A 15,927-nucleotide genomic window follows, 5' to 3' on the forward strand; every position below is an offset into this window, starting at 1 on the left:
ACTGTCATCGTTGAACATAGATCAGGCGCCGACGCGCCGATCACGTTCGAAAGCGCTCACGACTTGGTGATTTCGCCGCAAGAGCGGCAATTCTACATTTCCCGCATCTTCGCCGCCGCGCACCAACCCGAAACCAGAGCCGTAGGTTTTACCTCCGCGCCAAGGCCGCGAACCACGTTTCGGCGGCAAGCGTGGCAATTATGTCATTTCCGCGAACGCCCCCAATTCCTACTATTTAAGTAGGGCCATAATCCGCCCGCCGCATGGCGGGATAAAAAGTTGGGGATATCAATGACGTATCGCGTACTGCTGCTCGCGGCTACCTCCGCCGTGAGTCTTTCCTCGGGCGTGGCTTACGCCCAATCCACTAACGGTGAAGTCGAAGAACTGGTCGTCACCGGCACCCGCACCGAAGGCCGCTCGCGCCTCGAGACCCTCGCTCCGGTGGACGTGATCAGCGCCGATGCGCTGCAACAGCGCGGCACCACCGAACTGGCGACGGCCCTGGCCACCGCCGTCCCGTCCATCACCTTCCCGCGCCCGTCGAACACCGACGGGACCGACGCCATCCGTCCCGCCACCCTGCGCGGACAGGGCCCGGACCAGACCCTGGTCCTGGTCAACGGCACGCGCCGCCATGCGACGGCCCTGGTCAACACCAACGGCTCGGTCGGCCGCGGCTCGGCCGCCGTCGACCTCAACGCCATCCCGTCCACCGCCATCGACCGGATCGAAGTCCTGCGGGACGGCGCCTCGGCCCAGTACGGCTCCGACGCCATCGCCGGCGTCATCAACATGCGCCTGCGCGAAGCCTCGAGCGGCGGCGGCCTGTCGGTCACCTACGGGTCGTACCTGACCAGCTTCGACGGCTATTACGGCCGCAAGGACGACATCAGCGACGGCGCCACCACCACGGTGTCCGGCTGGCAGGGCCTCAGCTTCCTCGGCGACGGCTTCCTGACGCTGTCGGCCGAGTACCGCTCGCGCGAGAACACCAACCGCAGCGACATCGACGTCCGCGTCGCCCCCAACCGCATCACCTCGCGGTTCGGCGACGCCGACGTGGACGACATCTCGTTCTACGCCAACGCCGGCAAGTCGCTGAACGACACCTGGGACCTCTACGGCTGGTACGGCTACCAGCATCGCGACGCCTCCAGCGCCGCGACCTACCGCCTGCCGACCGACACCCAGCAGAACATCCTGTCGGTCTATCCGAACGGCTACCTGCCCTACCTGACCACCGACACCGAGGACAACAGCGCCGGCCTCGGCGTCCGCGGCCAGATCGGCGGCTTCAACGCCGACTTCAACATCGTCTACGGCAAGAACGACATCGACTTCGGCGTCCAGAACACCATCAACCCATCCTACGGCCCGACCTCGCCGACCTCGTTCCAGGCCGGCGGCCTGACCTATGACCAACTGGTGTTCGGCGCCGACTTCAGCCGCGAGTTCGAGGTCGGCCTGGCCGGCCCGCTGAACGTCGCCTTCGGCCTGGAAGCCCGCAAGGAGACCTACAAGGTCAACCAGGGCGAAGTCGCCTCCTACGCCCGCGGCCCCGTCGCCGGCGTCACCTTCGGCTCGCGCGGCTTCACCGGCTTCACCCCGTCCAACGAGGTGGACGTCGATCGCGACAATGTCGGCGTCTATGTCGACCTGGAAGGCAAGGTCACCGAGAACCTCACCCTGTCGGCCGCGGTCCGCTACGAGGACTATTCCGACTTCGGCGACACCACGACCGGCAAGCTGGCGGCCCGCTACGAGTTCTCGCCGGAGTTCGCCATCCGCGGCGCCATCTCCAGCGGCTTCCGCGCCCCGGCGCTGCAGCAGCAGTACTTCACCGCCACCTCGATCCTCTACATCGACAACGTCCCCTACGAGACCGGCACCTATCCGGCCACCAGCCCGGTCGCCCGGGCCCTGGGCGCCGAGCCGCTGAAGGCCGAGAGCTCCGACAACTACGCGCTCGGCTTCGTCTTCCGCCGCGGCGCGTTCGAGCTCACCGTCGACGGCTACAAGATCGACGTGAAGGACCGCATCGTGCTGTCTGAAACCCTGACCGGCAATCCGACCGCCGCGCCGGGGACCAACGGCCGGGTGATCTACGACCTGCTCGCGCCGCTCGGCGCGACGGCGGCCCGCTTCTTCATCAACGGCGTCGACACCGAGACCGTCGGGGTCGACGTGGTGGCCCGCTACCGCATCGTCGACGACCAGGCCGGGACCTTCGACCTGACCGCGGCGGCCAACTACAACGACGTCGACGTCACCAAGACCCCGGTGACCAAGACCTCGATCCTGCCGACCCCGACTTCGCTGTTCGCCCGCCAGGCGACGCTGCGCTTCGAAGACGGCACGCCCAAGCACAAGCTGGCCCTGCAAGGCGACTGGAACCGTGAAGCCTGGGGCGCCACCGTGCGCACCACCATCTACGGCGACGTCCTCTCGCCCGGCGCGGCCCTGGACGGCAGCGGCGACAACCACACCGGCACGCGCGGCCTGGTGGATCTGGAAGCCCGCTACACCTTCCCGGTCGGCCTGACCGCCTCGGTCGGCGCGGACAACCTGTTCGACGTCTATCCGCGGCAGATCACGCCGGGGCAGAACACGACCTCGGCGGGGCCGTTCTCGTCGTTCTCGCCGTTCGGCTTCAACGGCCGCTTCGTCTACGGCCGCCTGGCCTACAAGTGGTAGCCTAGCGCTCCCACGACCGGAACTGACGCGGCGCGGGGCTACCAGTCCCGCGCCGTTGTCATCGGAGCTGTCCACAGGGGCCCGCTCAAACCTGTGGGTTCCCCCGACATCGGCGCAGACCGCGGCCCCCTGGGTTAGGTATCTGTAAACCGATGTCCATAGTCCCAGCCCTCGACCTCCGCCCTGCCCAGAACGACACGGCGATCCCGCATGCGCCGGCGAACATCGAAGCCGAACAGGCGCTGCTGGGCGTGCTGCTCTACGACAACGCCGCCTTCGAACGGCTGGGCGACTTCCTGCAGGCGCGCCACTTCTACGAGCCCTTCCACCAGCGGCTGTTCGCGGCCATCGAGTCCGCGGTCCGCAAGGGCCAGCTGGCCGAGCCGATCCTGCTGGCCGAGCAGTTCAACCGCGACCCGGCCTTCGAGGAACTGGGCGGCATCCGCTACCTGGCCGACCTTGTCGACCGCGCCCCGCCGGCCGCCAACGCGCCTGACTATTCGCGGGCGGTCTACGACCTGGCCCTGCGCCGCGACCTGATCCGGATCGGCGGCGAGATCGCCCTCCAGGCCCAGCAGGGCGACGCCGACCGTTCGGCCCGCGACCAGATCGAGGCGGCCGAGGCCCAGCTCTTCACCCTGGCCGAGTCGGGCGGCAGCAATCAGGGCTTCGTTCCCTTCTCCGAAGCCGTCCACGGCGCCGTGACCCTGGCGGCCGAGGCCCACGCCCGCGACGGCGGCCTGGCCGGCATCTCCACCGGCCTGATCGACCTGGACCGCAAGATCGGCGGCCTGCACCCCTCCGACCTGCTGATCCTCGCGGCCCGCCCGTCGATGGGGAAGACCTCGCTGGCCTGTAACGTCGCCTTCGACGTGGCCCGCAACTATGCCTGGGAGCCGCAGCCCGACGGCAGCCGCAAGACCGTCTCCGGCGGCGTGGTGGCGTTCTTCTCGCTCGAAATGTCCGCCGACCAGCTCGCCATGCGCCTGCTGGCCGAGGTCTCCGGCGTCTCCGGCGACAAGCTGCGCAAGGGCGAGATCGACGCCGTGGAGTTCGGCCGCATCCGCGACGCGGCCCTGGAGATCCAGGACGCGCCGCTGTTCATCGACGCCACCGGCGGCATCACCATCGCCAAGCTCGCCGCCCGCGCGCGACGCCTGAAACGCACCCACGGCCTCGACCTGATCGTCATCGACTACCTCCAGCTCGTCACCGGCGGCGACGGCAAGAGCGACAACCGGGTGCAGGAAGTCTCGATGATCACCCAGTCGATGAAGGCCCTGGCCAAGGAACTGGCCGTGCCGGTCATCGCGCTTTCGCAGCTCTCCCGCCAGGTGGAGAACCGCGAGGACAAGCGGCCCCAGCTCTCCGACCTGCGGGAATCCGGTTCGATCGAACAGGACGCCGACATGGTCATGTTCATCTACCGCGAGAGCTACTATCTCGGCCGTTCCGAGCCGCGCGAAGGCACGCCCGAGCACCTGACCTGGCAGGAAGAGATGGACAAGGTCCGCGGCACCGCCGACGTGATCATCGCCAAGCAGCGTCACGGTCCCATCGGCACGGTCAAGCTGTCCTTCAACGAGGACATCACCAAGTTCGGCAACCTGGCGCACAGCCACTTCTACGCCTCGGACGACTAACCATCGCGCGCGGCGGCGGCCTCGGCTAAGGGAGCGGGCGATGTCTTCCTCCACGCCCGCGCGCCTGACCATCGACCTCGATGCGCTCGCCCACAACTTCGCCGTCCTGCGCGCCGCCGCGCCGGGCGCCCAGGCCGCGCCCGTCATCAAGGCCGACGGCTACGGCCTCGGGGCCGGCCCGATCGCCAAACGGCTGTGGGCCGAGGGCGCCAGCGGCTTCTTCGTCGCCCGGCTGAGCGAGGGCGAGGCCCTGCGCGCGGCGCTCGGCGCACGACACCCCTCGCCGATCTACGTGCTGGACGGCTTCCTGCCCGGCTATGGGCCACGGCTTGCGGCCTGTAACCTGACGCCGGTGCTCGCCAGCCTGCCGCAGATCGAGGCCGCCAACGCCTATGCGGCCGCGAGCGGCCAGCAACTGCCCGTCGTGCTCCAGGTCGACACCGGCATGAACCGCCAGGGCGTGACCCTGGACGAAGCCAGGGCCCTGGCCGCCGCGCCCGACCGGCTGCGCCATCTGGACGTCCAGGTGCTGATGAGCCACCTCGGCTCGGCCACGGATCCCGCCGACGCCCGCAACGCCTTGCAGCTCGAACGCTTCAATCAGGTGCGGCCGCTCTTTCCAGGCGCCCGCGCCAGCTTCGCGGCCTCGGCCGGGATCATGCTGGGGCAGGCCTACCGCGCCGACATCATCCGGCCGGGCATCAGTCTCTACGGCGGCGGGCCGGAGGAACGCCCCGACCCGCGCCTGAAGGCCGTGGCCAGGCTCGAGGCCCAGATCCTCTACATCCGCAATGTCCAGCCGGGCGAAACCATCGGCTATGGGTCACGCGTGGTGGCCGACCGGCCGATCCGCATGGCCGTGGTCGGGGCCGGCTACGCCGACGGCCTGATCCGGGCGTCTCAGCGCGGCGGCTACGCCTGGCTGCGCGGCGCGCGCCGCCAGGTCCTGATCGTGACCATGGACCTGATCGGGGTGGAGCTGGGCGATGCGCCCGCCGCCCTCGGCGACTATGTGGAGCTGCTGGGCCCCAACGTGCTCATCGACGACATCGCCGCGGCGGCCGGCACCGTGGCGCACGAATGCCTCGTGCGCCTCGGCCACCGCGCCGAGCGGATCTATCTCGGCGAAGCCTAGCCCTTCGACAGGGCTTCCAGCTTCGCCGGCCCGATGGCGGCCACCGCGCTCTTCAGATCATCGATGCTCGCCCCCTCGCCCTCGGCGGCGACCATGAAGCGGTCGCCGACCAGCACGCTGTACTGCCCGTGCTTGCTGGCCTTGTCGTAGGACTCCTGGGTCATGCGGCCGTCGACCTTGCCGATCTTCTCGTACTTGCCGTTGCTCTCGCTGGACGACTGCATGTTGAAGGCGCTGGCCATGCCGGCCAGCGCGCCGGCGGCGCCCAGGTCGGTCACGCTCAGCCGGATCGTCGCCTCGCCCTTGGTGTAGACGCCCTGCGCCTGCGAGCCGGATATTCCCGCCGCGCCGCCCGAGCCGGTCGTCACCTCGGTGCGCGCATAACCGGCGACGCCCTCGGGCAGGTAGGCCTTGAGCACATCGGGCTGCACCGCCTCGGGCGCCTTGCCGCTCTCGATCTGCTTGGCCGCCGCTTCCATCCTCTTGGAGGCCTCTTCCAGCTTGCCGAGATCGACCGACTTGTCGCCCACCTGGATGGTGTTCGAGCTGAGCGCTCCGGCCCCGGCCAGGCCCATCGAGCCGATCCGCCGCAACGGCTCGGTGACCACCGACACGATGATCGCCAGCACGATCGCCGCGACGATCACCGCGATCGTATAGGGCGTAGCCTTCCCCGCCGGCGTCTTCATGAGCCGCGGCAGGCCCGCATGGAGCAGGTAGAGGCTGTAGAGCCCCAGCAGGCCGAGGATCGCCAGCGGCGGATAGATCTGGAAGATCCCCGCCACCCATGACGCGGTGCCCGCATAGGCCGCGACCTTGAACGCCTGCAGCCTGTTCCTCTGGCCTCCGAAGGACGGCGCCAAGGCGTCGATGATCAGCGCCAGGACGTAGACGCCAAGAAGGGTGAGCCCGTAGCTCACTATCGCCCCGACCAGCGCGCCGATGATCGAAGGCTTGAAGGTGACGCCGAACGCGCCGTACCCGAACACCACCCCGCCGATCAGCCCGGCCACGGCCGGAATGAGGGCCAGGATCGCGACATAGCGTTTGAAGATGTCGCCGATCGTCGCCGTCTCGGTGTCGATCACCTCCCACGTCGCCGCGGGTTTCAACAGAATGGACTTCACCCGCTCGACCAGCCCCGACGCGGCGGTCCCCGGTTCCACTACGCTCATGAACGCCTCCAGCCCTTGGAAAACCATCGCGATACCCGCGTAACGTGAACCTATCTCACGCCATTCGACGCACGCCAACTTCGGCGCGACGGACTTGGACGGCCGCGCTCGCTAGACTGGGCCTTTCTTGCGAATCAGGGAGCTCGCATGGCCCGCGACGGCGCCGTCTATGTCTGTCAGTCCTGTGGCGCCGTGCAGACCAAGTGGGCCGGCCAGTGCCCGGCGTGCAGCGCCTGGAACACCATGGTCGAGGAACTGCAGAGCCGCCCACCCGGCGCGCTGGCGCCCAGCAAGGCGTCGCGCGCCCGCGGCCTCAATTTCCAGAGCCTCGAGGACGAGACCCCCGCCCCGCCCCGCCTCTCGACCGGCGTCGAGGAGTTCGACCGCGTCTGCGGCGGCGGCGTGGTGCCCGGCTCGGCGATCCTGGTCGGCGGCGATCCCGGCGTCGGGAAGTCGACATTGCTGCTGCAGGTCGCCGCCAACGCCGCCCGCCGCGGCGTGCGCTGCGCCTACATCTCCGGCGAGGAGGCCATCGAGCAGGTCCGCGGCCGCGCCCAGCGCATGGGCCTGGCCGACGCCCCCGTCCGGCTGGCGGCCGAAACCTCGCTCCGCGACATCCTCGACAGCCTCAAGCGCGAGAAGTTCGACCTGGTCGTCATCGACTCGATCCAGACCATGTGGAGCGACGCGCACGAGGCCGCGCCCGGCTCGGTCACCCAGGTCCGCGCCGCCGCCGGCGAACTGGTGCGCCTGGCCAAGAAGCATTCCATCGCCATCATCCTGGTCGGCCACGTCACCAAGGACGGCGCCATCGCCGGACCGCGGGTCGTCGAGCACATGGTCGACGCGGTCCTCACCTTCGAGGGCGAGCGCGGCTATCCGTTCCGGATCCTGCGCGGAACCAAGAACCGCTTCGGCGCCACCGACGAGATCGGCGTCTTCGAGATGGGCGACGCCGGGCTGGGCGAGGTGCGCAACCCCTCGGCCCTGTTCCTCGACACCTCCGGCGAGCGCGCCGCCGGCGCGGCGGTCTTCGCCGGCATCGAGGGCTCGCGCCCGGTGCTGGTCGAGTTCCAGGCCCTGGTCGCGCCCTCGGCCTACGGCACCCCGCGCCGCGCCGTGGTCGGCTGGGATTCCGGGCGCCTGGCCATGGTCCTGGCGGTGCTGGAGGCGCGCTGCGGCCTCTCGCTGGGCGACCGCGACGTCTATCTGAACGTCGCCGGCGGCCTGCGGGTCACCGAGCCGGCCGCCGATCTGGCGGCCGCCGCCGCCCTCGCCTCCTCCGCCCTCGACGAGGCCCTGCCCCAGGACTGCGTGGTGTTCGGCGAGATCAGCCTGTCGGGCGACATCCGCCCGGTCAGCCGCATGGAGTCGCGCATGAAGGAGGCCGCCAAGCTCGGCTTCAAGCGCGTGCTGGGCCCGCAGGACCTGGACGGCGGCGGCCACATGCAGGTCACCGGCGCCACCCGGCTGGCGGACGCCATCCGCCGGATCGGCGAGCGCCAGTGGGAGTAGCCGGTTTGCCCTGGTTCGACATCATCGTCCTGGCGGTGCTGCTGGTCTCGGCCGCGCTGGGCTTCTTCAGCGGCGCCACCCGCGAGATGGTCCGCGGCCTGTCGTTCGTGCTGGCGGCGGTGATCGCCCTGTATGGCCTGCGCTGGACGGCGCCGATCGGACGCGCCGTGATCGCCGAGCCGGAATGGGCCGCGGCGGTGATCGCCGGGCTCGGCGCCTTCATCCTCGTCTATGCGACATTGCGCATCACCGGGGGCGCCATGGTGCGCGGGGTGCACAGCACCCATGTGTTGGGCGTGCTCGACCGTTCCATCGGTCTTGGATTCGGCCTGGTGCGCGCGCTGGTGGTGCTCGGCGCGCTTCATTTGGCGTTTCAGGCGGCCACGCCGCCCGATCGGGTCCCGAAGTGGATGACGGGTGCGGCGTTTTATCCTCTGACCAGCGCTGCGGCCGGCGTACTAAAGGCCTTCGCGCCCAAAGGCTTAGACATGGCTGATAAACTAGCGCCCGCGATCGGGGATGCAGTTCGTGAAGGTTCGGCGACGGACCGGGGTGACTCTGAGGACGCCCAAGGCTATGACCCCCGCGAACGACGCAGGCTCGACGATCTGGTGGAGAAATCCCGATGACTCAGGATCAAGATCGATGGCGCCAGCCGACCTTTCGCGATCCTGACGACGATACTCCCCGCCTCGAGTGCGGTGTGTTCGGCGTCTACGATACGGCCGCTGCGGCCGCCGTCGCCGCGCTGGGTCTGCACGCCCTCCAACACCGCGGCCAGGAGGCCTGCGGCATCGCGGTCTTCGACGGCCAGCGGTTCCACACCGAACGGCACATGGGCCATGTCGGCGACGCCTTCGCCGGCTCCGACCTGGTCGACCGCCTGCCCGGCCATTCGGCCATCGGCCACACCCGCTATTCGACGGCCGGCGGCAGCTTCATCCGCAACGTCCAGCCGATGTTCGCCGATCTCGAGGCCGGCGGCGTCGCCCTGGCCCACAACGGCAACCTCACCAACTTCCTGACCCTGCGCGAGCAACTGGTCGCCGAGGGCGCGATCTTCCAGTCCACCTCGGACTCCGAAGTGATCCTCCACCTGCTGGCCCGCTCGCGGAAGGCCAAGTTCGTCGACCGCTTCATCGACGCGCTCTCCAAGATCGAGGGCGGCTACGCCCTGGTGGCGCTCACCAACAAGAAGCTGATCGGCGTGCGCGACCCGCTGGGCATCCGCCCGCTGGTGCTGGGCGACCTCGACGGCAAGCCGGTCCTGGCGTCGGAGACCTGCGCCCTCGACATGATCGGCGCCAGGTTCGTCCGCGACATCGAGCACGGCGAGATGGTGGTCATCGACCACAAGGGCATCCGCAGCATCAAGCCGTTCCCCGCGGCGCGCGCCCGGCCCTGCATCTTCGAATACGTCTACTTCGCCCGCCCGGACTCGGTCGTGAACGGCCGCTCTGTCTATGACGTGCGCAAGCGCATGGGCCGTCGCCTGGCCCAGGAAAGCCACGTGCCGGTCGACGTCGTCGTCCCGGTGCCGGACTCCGGCGTCCCCGCCGCCCTGGGCTATTCGCAGGAAACCGGCGTGCCCTTCGAAATGGGCATCATCCGCAATCACTATGTCGGCCGGACCTTCATCCAGCCGACCCAGGGCGCCCGCGAGCTCGGCGTGCGCATGAAGCTTTCGCCGAACCGCAACGTCCTGGCCGGCAAGCGGGTGATGCTGATCGACGACTCCATCGTCCGCGGCACCAACTCCGTCCGCGTGGTCCGCATGGTCCGCGAGGCCGGCGCCGCCGAGGTGCACCTGCGCTCGGCCTCGCCGCCGATCAAGTGGCCCGACTACTACGGCATCGACATGCCCGACCGCGAGCACCTGCTGGCGGCCAACAAGTCGGTCGAGGAGATCGCCAAGATCCTCGAGGTCGACTCCATGGGCTACCTGTCGGTCGACGGTCTCTATGCGGCGATGCAGTCGGACCCGCGCGACCCGGCGAACCCGCAGTTCACCGACCACTACTTCACCGGCGACTATCCCACCCGCCTGCTGGACCGCGAGATCGCCGAAGGCCGCAACGACGGCGCCGACCGCCAGTTGTCGTTCCTGGTCGACGCGTAGGGCGTGGCTGGCGCCGAGACCGGCTCGCCCCGGTTGTCACGACCCAAGGCCTGGCTGAAGACCCTCGGCCTGGACTGGTACATCGCCGCGATCGTCGGGATGGTGGTGCTCGCCTCCGTCCTGCCGGCGCGCGGCGCGGCCGCCCCGATCGTCTCGGACCTGACCAAGGCCGGCATCGCCCTGGTCTTCTTCCTGCACGGCGCCAAGCTCAGCCAGGAGGCGGTGATCAAGGGCCTGCTGCACTGGCGGCTGCACGGCCTGGTCCTGGCCACCACCTTCGTCCTCTGGCCGGTCCTGGGCCTGGGCGCCGCGGCCCTGCCCGGCTGGCTCGTGCCGGCGGTGCTGGCGCCGGGGCTGGTCTACCTGGCCTGCCTGCCCTCGACCATCCAGTCGGCGATCGGCTTCACCGCCATCGGCAAGGGCAATGTCGCGGCCGCGGTCTGCGGCGCCTCGGTCTCCAACCTGCTGGGCATGTTCCTGACCCCGCTGCTGGTCGGCATGCTGCTGGGCGCCGAGGGCGGCGGCCTTTCCTTCTCCTCGTTCGAGGCCATCCTGCTGCAGTTGCTGGCCCCGTTCCTGGCCGGCCAGATCCTGCGGCGCTGGATCGGCCAATGGATCGCCCGCCACGCCAAGCCGCTGGGCATGGTCGACAAGGTCTCGATCCTGCTGGTGGTCTACAACGCCTTTTCCGGCGCGGTCGTCGCCGGCATCTGGTCCAAGGTCTCGGCCTTCGACCTTGGCCGCATCATCGTGATCTGCCTGGCGCTGCTGGCCCTGACCCTGGGCTTCATGATCTGGATCGCCCGCGTGCGCGGCTTCAGCAAGGAGGACGAGATCGCCATCGCCTTCGCCGGCTGCAACAAGAGTCTGGCGGCCGGCGTGCCCATGGCCGGCGTCCTGTTCCCCGCCGCCACGGTAGGGTTCGTCCTTCTGCCGGTGATGCTCTATCACCAGTTCCAACTCATGCTCTGCGCCGCCCTGGCCCAGCGCTACGCCCACCGCCCGCTTCAAGAGCCAAGTCATGACTGAGTCCCTTCCCCTCGACGGCCGCATCGCCCTGGTCACCGGCGCGACCCGCGGCATCGGCCGTGAATGCGCCCTGGCCCTGGCGAAGGCGGGCGCGCACGTGGTCGCGGTCGGCCGCAACCAGGGCGGCCTGGAAAGCCTCGACGACGAGATCAAGGACGCCACCGGCAAGTCGGCGACCCTGGTTCCGCTCGACCTGCTGAAGGGCGACGACATCGACGGCCTGGGCCTGGCCATCCACCAGCGCTTCCAGCGCCTGGACATCCTGGTCCACGCCGCCGCCATCCTCGGCGGCCTGACCCCGGTGTCGCACATCGACCCGCCGATCTGGGACCGCGTGGTCAGCGCCAACCTGACGGCGACCTACCGGCTGATCCGTTCGACCGAGCGGCTGCTGCGCGAGTCCGACTCCGGCCGCGGCATCTTCTTCACCTCGGGACGGGTCGAGCGGCCGAAGGCCTTCTGGGGCGCCTATGGCGCGACCAAGGCCGCCGTCGAGCATCTGGTCCGCACCTGGGCCGACGAACTCGAAAACACGACCGTCCGCGCCGCCCTGGTCGATCCGGGCGCCATGCGCACCAAGATGCGCGCCGAGGCCATGCCCGGCGAGGATCCCATGGACCTGCCGCATCCTTCCGAAATCGGCCCGCTGATCGTGGAGCTGGCCCAGGCCCAACTGGGCCTGCCGACCTCTAACGTCCGCTTCGACGCGTGGCGGTCGGCCGGGACGCTCGCTTCGGCTTGACGCCCGGACGGGCCAGCTTGGCGGCGCGGCCCTTCGGCGTGGGGCCCGCCCCGACCTTCGCCTTGCCCGGCGCCACCTGCTTGGTCTTCGGCTTGACCTTCGGCTTCGGCTTTGGCTTCTCCGCGATCTCGGCCACGGCTTCAGCCGCCGCCTTGGCGCGCACCGCGGCGACGCCCTTCGGCGTCGCGACCTTCTTGCCCAGCTTCGGGGCGAACGTCGGCACGGACGACCGGGGCGCCGGCCCGCCCTTCTCTTCGCCCTCGGCGTAGGGGTTCTTGTTCGACTTGACGGTCAGGCGCATCGGCACGCCCGGCATGTCGAAGCTCTCGCGCAGCGAGTTGATCAGATAGCGGCGATAGTGGTCCGGCAACTGGTCGGCCCGGCTGGCGAACAGCACGAAGGTCGGCGGCCGCGCCTTGATCTGCGCCATGTACTTCGGCTTCACGCGACGTCCGCCGACCGCGGGCGGCGGGTGGCGTTCCATCGCCATCTTCAGCCAGTCGTTCAGGTCGCGGGTCTTCACCTTGGTCGACCAGTCGCCGTGCACCTTGAACACCGCCGGCATCAGCCGGTCCAGGTGCCGTCCGGTTTCGGCCGACAGCGCTACGACCGGCGAGCCGCGAAGCTGCGGCAGCAGCCGCCCGGCCTCCTCGGTGATCTCCTTCAGGGTCGCGCCCTGGTTCTCGATCAGGTCCCACTTGGCCAGGCAGAAGACCAGGCCCCGGCCCTCGCGCTCGACCAGGTCGGCGATCTGCAGGTCCTGGATCTCGAACGGGTGGGTGGCGTCCATCACCAGGATCACCACCTCGGCGAAGGTGATGGCGCGGATGGTGTCGCTGGTGGAGAGCTTCTCCAGCTTCTCCTGCACCCGGGCCTTGCGGCGCAGGCCGGCGGTGTCGACCAGGCGGACCGGGCGGCCCTCCCAGGTCCAGTCGACCGGAATGGCGTCGCGGGTGATGCCGGCCTCCGGGCCGGTCAGCAGGCGGTCCTCGCCGATCAGCTTGTTGACCAGGGTCGACTTGCCCGCGTTCGGGCGCCCGACGATGGCGATGCGGATCGGCTTTTCGCCCTCCTCCTCGTCCTCTTCGTCGATCTCCGGCCACGCGGCCAGCAGCGCCTGATAGAGGTCGGCCATGCCCTCGCCGTGCTCGGCCGAGATCGCCACCGGCTCGCCCAGGCCCAGGCCGAAGGCCTCGTTGACCCCGGCGTCGCTGGCCTTCCCCTCGGCCTTGTTGGCCGCCAGGATCACCGGCTTGTCGTGGCGGCGCAGGATCTCGGCGAACACCTCGTCCATCGGCGTCACGCCCTCGCGGGCGTCGACCACGAACAGGGCGACGTCGGCCTCCTGGATGGCCAGCACGGTCTGCTGGCGCATGCGCGATTCCAGGCTGTCGTCGGTGACGTCCTCGAACCCGGCCGTATCGATCAGCTCCAGGTCGAGGTCGCCGATCCGGCCCGAGCCGAAGCGGCGGTCCCGGGTCACCCCGGGCTGGTCGTCGACGATAGCGAGCTTCTTGCCCGCCAGTCGGTTGAACAATGTCGACTTGCCGACATTGGGCCGTCCGACGATAGCGAGCCGCATGGGCATAAAATCAGGTCCGCCTAGCGCAGCGCGATGAGTTGCGCCTTGTCGGTCGCAACATACACGGTTCCGCCGACGGCGATCGGGCTGATCAGGGTCGGCGAACCAAGGTTCACGGTCTTCTCGACGGCGCCGGTCTTGGCGTTCAGCGCCACCAGCTCGCCGCTCGATCCGGCGACGATCAGCTTGTTGGAGGCCAGCAGCGGGCTCGACCAGATCGGACGGGTCGTGAACTTCTGCTTGCCGATGCCCATGAAGCCGCCGGCGTTCTTCTCGCGGTCCTTGCCCAGGTCCGTGATCCAGTAGATCTGGCCGCTCTCGCGCGCCACGCAGATCACTTCCCCGGCCTTGGACACCACATAGACGACGTCGCCCGCGGGCCACGGCGAGGTGATGCCGGTCACCGGCAGGCTCCAGCGGGCCTGGCCGCTGCGCAGGTCGGTCGCGGCGAACACGCCCGAGTGGCTGACCGCGAAGACGTCGCCCTGGTAGATCACCGGACGGCCCGGAATGTCCCGGATCTCCGACAGCGCGTTGTTGCGGTTGGCGCGGCTCAGCGCCTCGTTCCACAGGTCGTTGCCGTTGCCGGCGCGCAGGGCGACGAGCTCGCCCGAACCGAACGAGGCCACGACCGTGTCGCCCGACACCGCCGGGCTGGAGGCGGCCAGGATGCGCGCCGATTCGGCCAGCGCCTGATAGGTCCAGCCCGCGGCGCCGCTGGCGGCGTCGAAGGTCAGCAGGGTGTTGTCGATGGCGACCGCGAACACCCGCCCGCCCGACACCGTCGGGGCGGCGTGGATCGGCTGCTCGGTCGAGGTCCGCCAGTTCACCGCGCCGGTGTCGGCGTTGAGCTGGGCGGCGAAGCGATAGCCCGAGGTCACGTAGAGCTTGCCGTCGGCCAGGGCCAGGCCGCCGCCGAAGGCTTCTTTGTCGCGCTTGGAGTCCGGACGCAGGTTCACCCGCCAGAGCTGGGAGCCCGACTGCGCGTCGAACGCCGAGACCGAGGCCTCGCCGTCCATCACATAGATCTTGCCGTTGGCCGCGACCGGGGTCGCGGTCACGTGCGCGCCGCGGTCGGAGCCCTCGCCGAAGCCGCGCTTCCAGGCGACCGACAGGCCGCCGCCGGCCTCGACATGGCCCATCGCCTGCTCGGGCGTGCCGCCGGGCAGCGACCAACTGGCGTTGACCTCGGGCGTCGGCAGGAAGAAGTCCGCGCCCTTCAGGGCCTCGGCCACTTCCAGGGTCTGGTCGGCCGCGACGATGGCGATGCGCTCGCCTTCGGACGCAGTCTCCTGCGGGCCGTCGTCGGACCTGTTGAAGGGGTTGAACCGGCTGACCGTCGAGCAGCCGGTCACGGCGACGCTCGCCGCCAGGAACAGAGCGAGGAGGCTTGTGCGGCGCATGGACGTCATTGGGCTCCGGGGGCGGTCGGTTGCGGGGCGGGCGCCAGGCCCGGCGGCACGGCGCCCGGGGGCATCTGCACCGGCGGCGGCAGGGCGATCGCGGCCTTCACGGCGGCCGGCAGGGTCTTGGCCGAGCCGGAATCGATCAGCGCCTTGGCGGCCTCGGCGCGCTGGCGCGCGGCCTCGCCGGCGTCGGCCATCAGGCCGATCACCACGAAGTCGCTGCGCGCGCCGGCCAGGTCGCCGGCCATGAGCTTTGAGAAGGCCAGCGCCTCGCGCGCCTCGGCGCGGTACGGACGGCCTTCCTGGGTGAGCGGCGTCAGGCGCGCCTCCATATCCTTGTAGGGAGCCGTGTCGAGCAAGGCGAAGGCGGATTTGAGGCGGGCGGCGTCGCCGATGATGTCGTTCGGCGCGGCCTCCGCGGCCTCGTCGAACAGCTTCACCGCCTCGTCGGTCTTGTTGTCGGCCAGCTTCAGGCCGCCCAGGTGTTGCAGCGCCAGGGCCTTGTAGGCCTTGGACGAGCCTTGGCCGACCTCGCCCCACAGCCGGATCGCGTCGTCGCGCTTGCCGCTGTTGAAGGCCTCGATCGCCTGGGCGTACTTCTCGGAAGCCTCGGCCGCGGCCTGGCTGCGGAAATGCTGATAGCCCCAGATCGCCAGGGCGGCGACCAGCGCCACCACCAGCACCCCGCCGATGATCGGCAGGACCTTCAGCGCAATCGACTTGTAGCGCTCGGAGCGGAGCTGCTCCTCGACTTCATCAAAGACATCGACCACGTCGGGGGACTCCGCACGAATAGGCGTTGGTGTTCAGAGCGGCGGAACCTATAGCGGCGGGCCCGCGCCTGCAACGCCGGACCGCCGCCCCCTTGTCCTGCAGCGACGCCG

12 protein-coding genes are annotated in these 15,927 nt (G+C 69.6%); 8 read left to right on the top strand and 4 right to left on the bottom strand.

Translation table 11 applies throughout. The features are described 5' to 3' along the window. Positions 1 to 348: 348 nt before the first annotated feature. From RTL41_RS13290 to alr, 3 genes are all read left to right on the top strand, one after another. Positions 349 to 2,697 carry a TonB-dependent receptor gene (locus RTL41_RS13290; protein ID WP_312165207.1) on the top strand — a complete coding sequence of 783 codons (2,349 nt, stop codon included), beginning with the start codon at positions 349 to 351 and terminating at the stop codon, positions 2,695 to 2,697. A gap of 152 nt (positions 2,698 to 2,849) precedes the next feature. After that, positions 2,850 to 4,340, top strand: a complete 1,491-nt coding sequence (locus RTL41_RS13295; protein ID WP_312165209.1) for a replicative DNA helicase — start codon at positions 2,850 to 2,852, stop codon at positions 4,338 to 4,340. A 40-nt stretch (positions 4,341 to 4,380) separates the two neighbouring features. Next, positions 4,381 to 5,475, top strand: coding sequence for an alanine racemase (alr, locus tag RTL41_RS13300; RefSeq protein ID WP_312165211.1), 1,095 nt, complete (start codon positions 4,381 to 4,383; stop codon positions 5,473 to 5,475). On the opposite strand, the gene RTL41_RS13305 is transcribed toward alr, so the two are convergent. Continuing rightward, on the bottom strand, positions 5,472 to 6,650 hold the full coding sequence (locus RTL41_RS13305; protein ID WP_312165212.1) for a Yip1 family protein: 1,179 nt from the start codon (positions 6,648 to 6,650) through the stop codon (positions 5,472 to 5,474). The genes alr and RTL41_RS13305 overlap by 4 nt on opposite strands. Before the next feature lie 147 nt (positions 6,651 to 6,797). On the opposite strand from RTL41_RS13305, the gene radA reads away from it, so the two are divergent. Genes radA through RTL41_RS13330 form a run of 5 tightly spaced genes read left to right on the top strand, consistent with a single transcriptional unit; the run spans position 6,798 to position 12,055 of the window. Then, the gene (radA, locus tag RTL41_RS13310; RefSeq protein WP_312165214.1) at positions 6,798 to 8,165 is read left to right on the top strand and encodes a DNA repair protein RadA; all 1,368 of its coding nucleotides are present in this window, start codon (positions 6,798 to 6,800) and stop codon (positions 8,163 to 8,165) included. A gap of 5 nt (positions 8,166 to 8,170) precedes the next feature. Beyond that, entirely contained in the window at positions 8,171 to 8,794 is a 624-nt protein-coding gene (locus RTL41_RS13315) for a CvpA family protein (RefSeq protein ID WP_312165216.1), read from the top strand. After that, complete coding sequence (purF, locus tag RTL41_RS13320) at positions 8,791 to 10,284, top strand: amidophosphoribosyltransferase (protein ID WP_312165219.1); 1,494 nt, start codon at positions 8,791 to 8,793, stop codon at positions 10,282 to 10,284. Before RTL41_RS13315 ends, purF begins: the two co-directional genes overlap by 4 nt. Before the next feature lie 3 nt (positions 10,285 to 10,287). Further along, positions 10,288 to 11,313, top strand: coding sequence for a bile acid:sodium symporter family protein (locus RTL41_RS13325; RefSeq protein ID WP_409418338.1), 1,026 nt, complete (start codon positions 10,288 to 10,290; stop codon positions 11,311 to 11,313). Continuing rightward, positions 11,306 to 12,055: an SDR family NAD(P)-dependent oxidoreductase gene (locus RTL41_RS13330; protein WP_312165221.1), complete on the top strand. Its 750-nt coding sequence runs from the start codon at positions 11,306 to 11,308 to the stop codon at positions 12,053 to 12,055. Before RTL41_RS13325 ends, RTL41_RS13330 begins: the two co-directional genes overlap by 8 nt. Here RTL41_RS13330 and der read toward each other — a convergent pair. The 3 genes from der to RTL41_RS13345 are packed head-to-tail and all read right to left on the bottom strand — an operon-like array spanning position 12,003 to position 15,816. Beyond that, the gene (der, locus tag RTL41_RS13335) at positions 12,003 to 13,643 is read right to left on the bottom strand and encodes a ribosome biogenesis GTPase Der (RefSeq protein WP_312165223.1); all 1,641 of its coding nucleotides are present in this window, start codon (positions 13,641 to 13,643) and stop codon (positions 12,003 to 12,005) included. The two genes, RTL41_RS13330 and der, sit on opposite strands and share 53 nt — an antisense overlap. A 14-nt stretch (positions 13,644 to 13,657) precedes the next feature. After that, on the bottom strand, positions 13,658 to 15,049 hold the full coding sequence (locus RTL41_RS13340; RefSeq protein ID WP_312165225.1) for a PQQ-binding-like beta-propeller repeat protein: 1,392 nt from the start codon (positions 15,047 to 15,049) through the stop codon (positions 13,658 to 13,660). After that, positions 15,046 to 15,816 carry a tetratricopeptide repeat protein gene (locus RTL41_RS13345; RefSeq protein ID WP_312165228.1) on the bottom strand — a complete coding sequence of 257 codons (771 nt, stop codon included), beginning with the start codon at positions 15,814 to 15,816 and terminating at the stop codon, positions 15,046 to 15,048. Before RTL41_RS13345 ends, RTL41_RS13340 begins: the two co-directional genes overlap by 4 nt. Positions 15,817 to 15,927: the final 111 nt, after the last annotated feature.

This window comes from Phenylobacterium sp. (genome assembly GCF_031984885.1).
Lineage (GTDB): Bacteria > Pseudomonadota > Alphaproteobacteria > Caulobacterales > Caulobacteraceae > Phenylobacterium.

Excerpts from the sequence above, each read along its gene's own strand:
- purF (WP_312165219.1), top strand. The coding sequence starts at position 8,791 with ATGACTCAGGATCAAGATCGATGGCGCCAGCCGACCTTTCGCGATCCT.
- der (WP_312165223.1), bottom strand. The coding sequence starts at position 13,643 with ATGCCCATGCGGCTCGCTATCGTCGGACGGCCCAATGTCGGCAAGTCG.
- RTL41_RS13305 (WP_312165212.1), bottom strand. The coding sequence starts at position 6,650 with ATGAGCGTAGTGGAACCGGGGACCGCCGCGTCGGGGCTGGTCGAGCGG.
- RTL41_RS13330 (WP_312165221.1), top strand. The coding sequence starts at position 11,306 with ATGACTGAGTCCCTTCCCCTCGACGGCCGCATCGCCCTGGTCACCGGC.
- radA (WP_312165214.1), top strand. The coding sequence starts at position 6,798 with ATGGCCCGCGACGGCGCCGTCTATGTCTGTCAGTCCTGTGGCGCCGTG.
- RTL41_RS13340 (WP_312165225.1), bottom strand. The coding sequence starts at position 15,049 with ATGACGTCCATGCGCCGCACAAGCCTCCTCGCTCTGTTCCTGGCGGCG.
- alr (WP_312165211.1), top strand. The coding sequence starts at position 4,381 with ATGTCTTCCTCCACGCCCGCGCGCCTGACCATCGACCTCGATGCGCTC.
- RTL41_RS13295 (WP_312165209.1), top strand. The coding sequence starts at position 2,850 with ATGTCCATAGTCCCAGCCCTCGACCTCCGCCCTGCCCAGAACGACACG.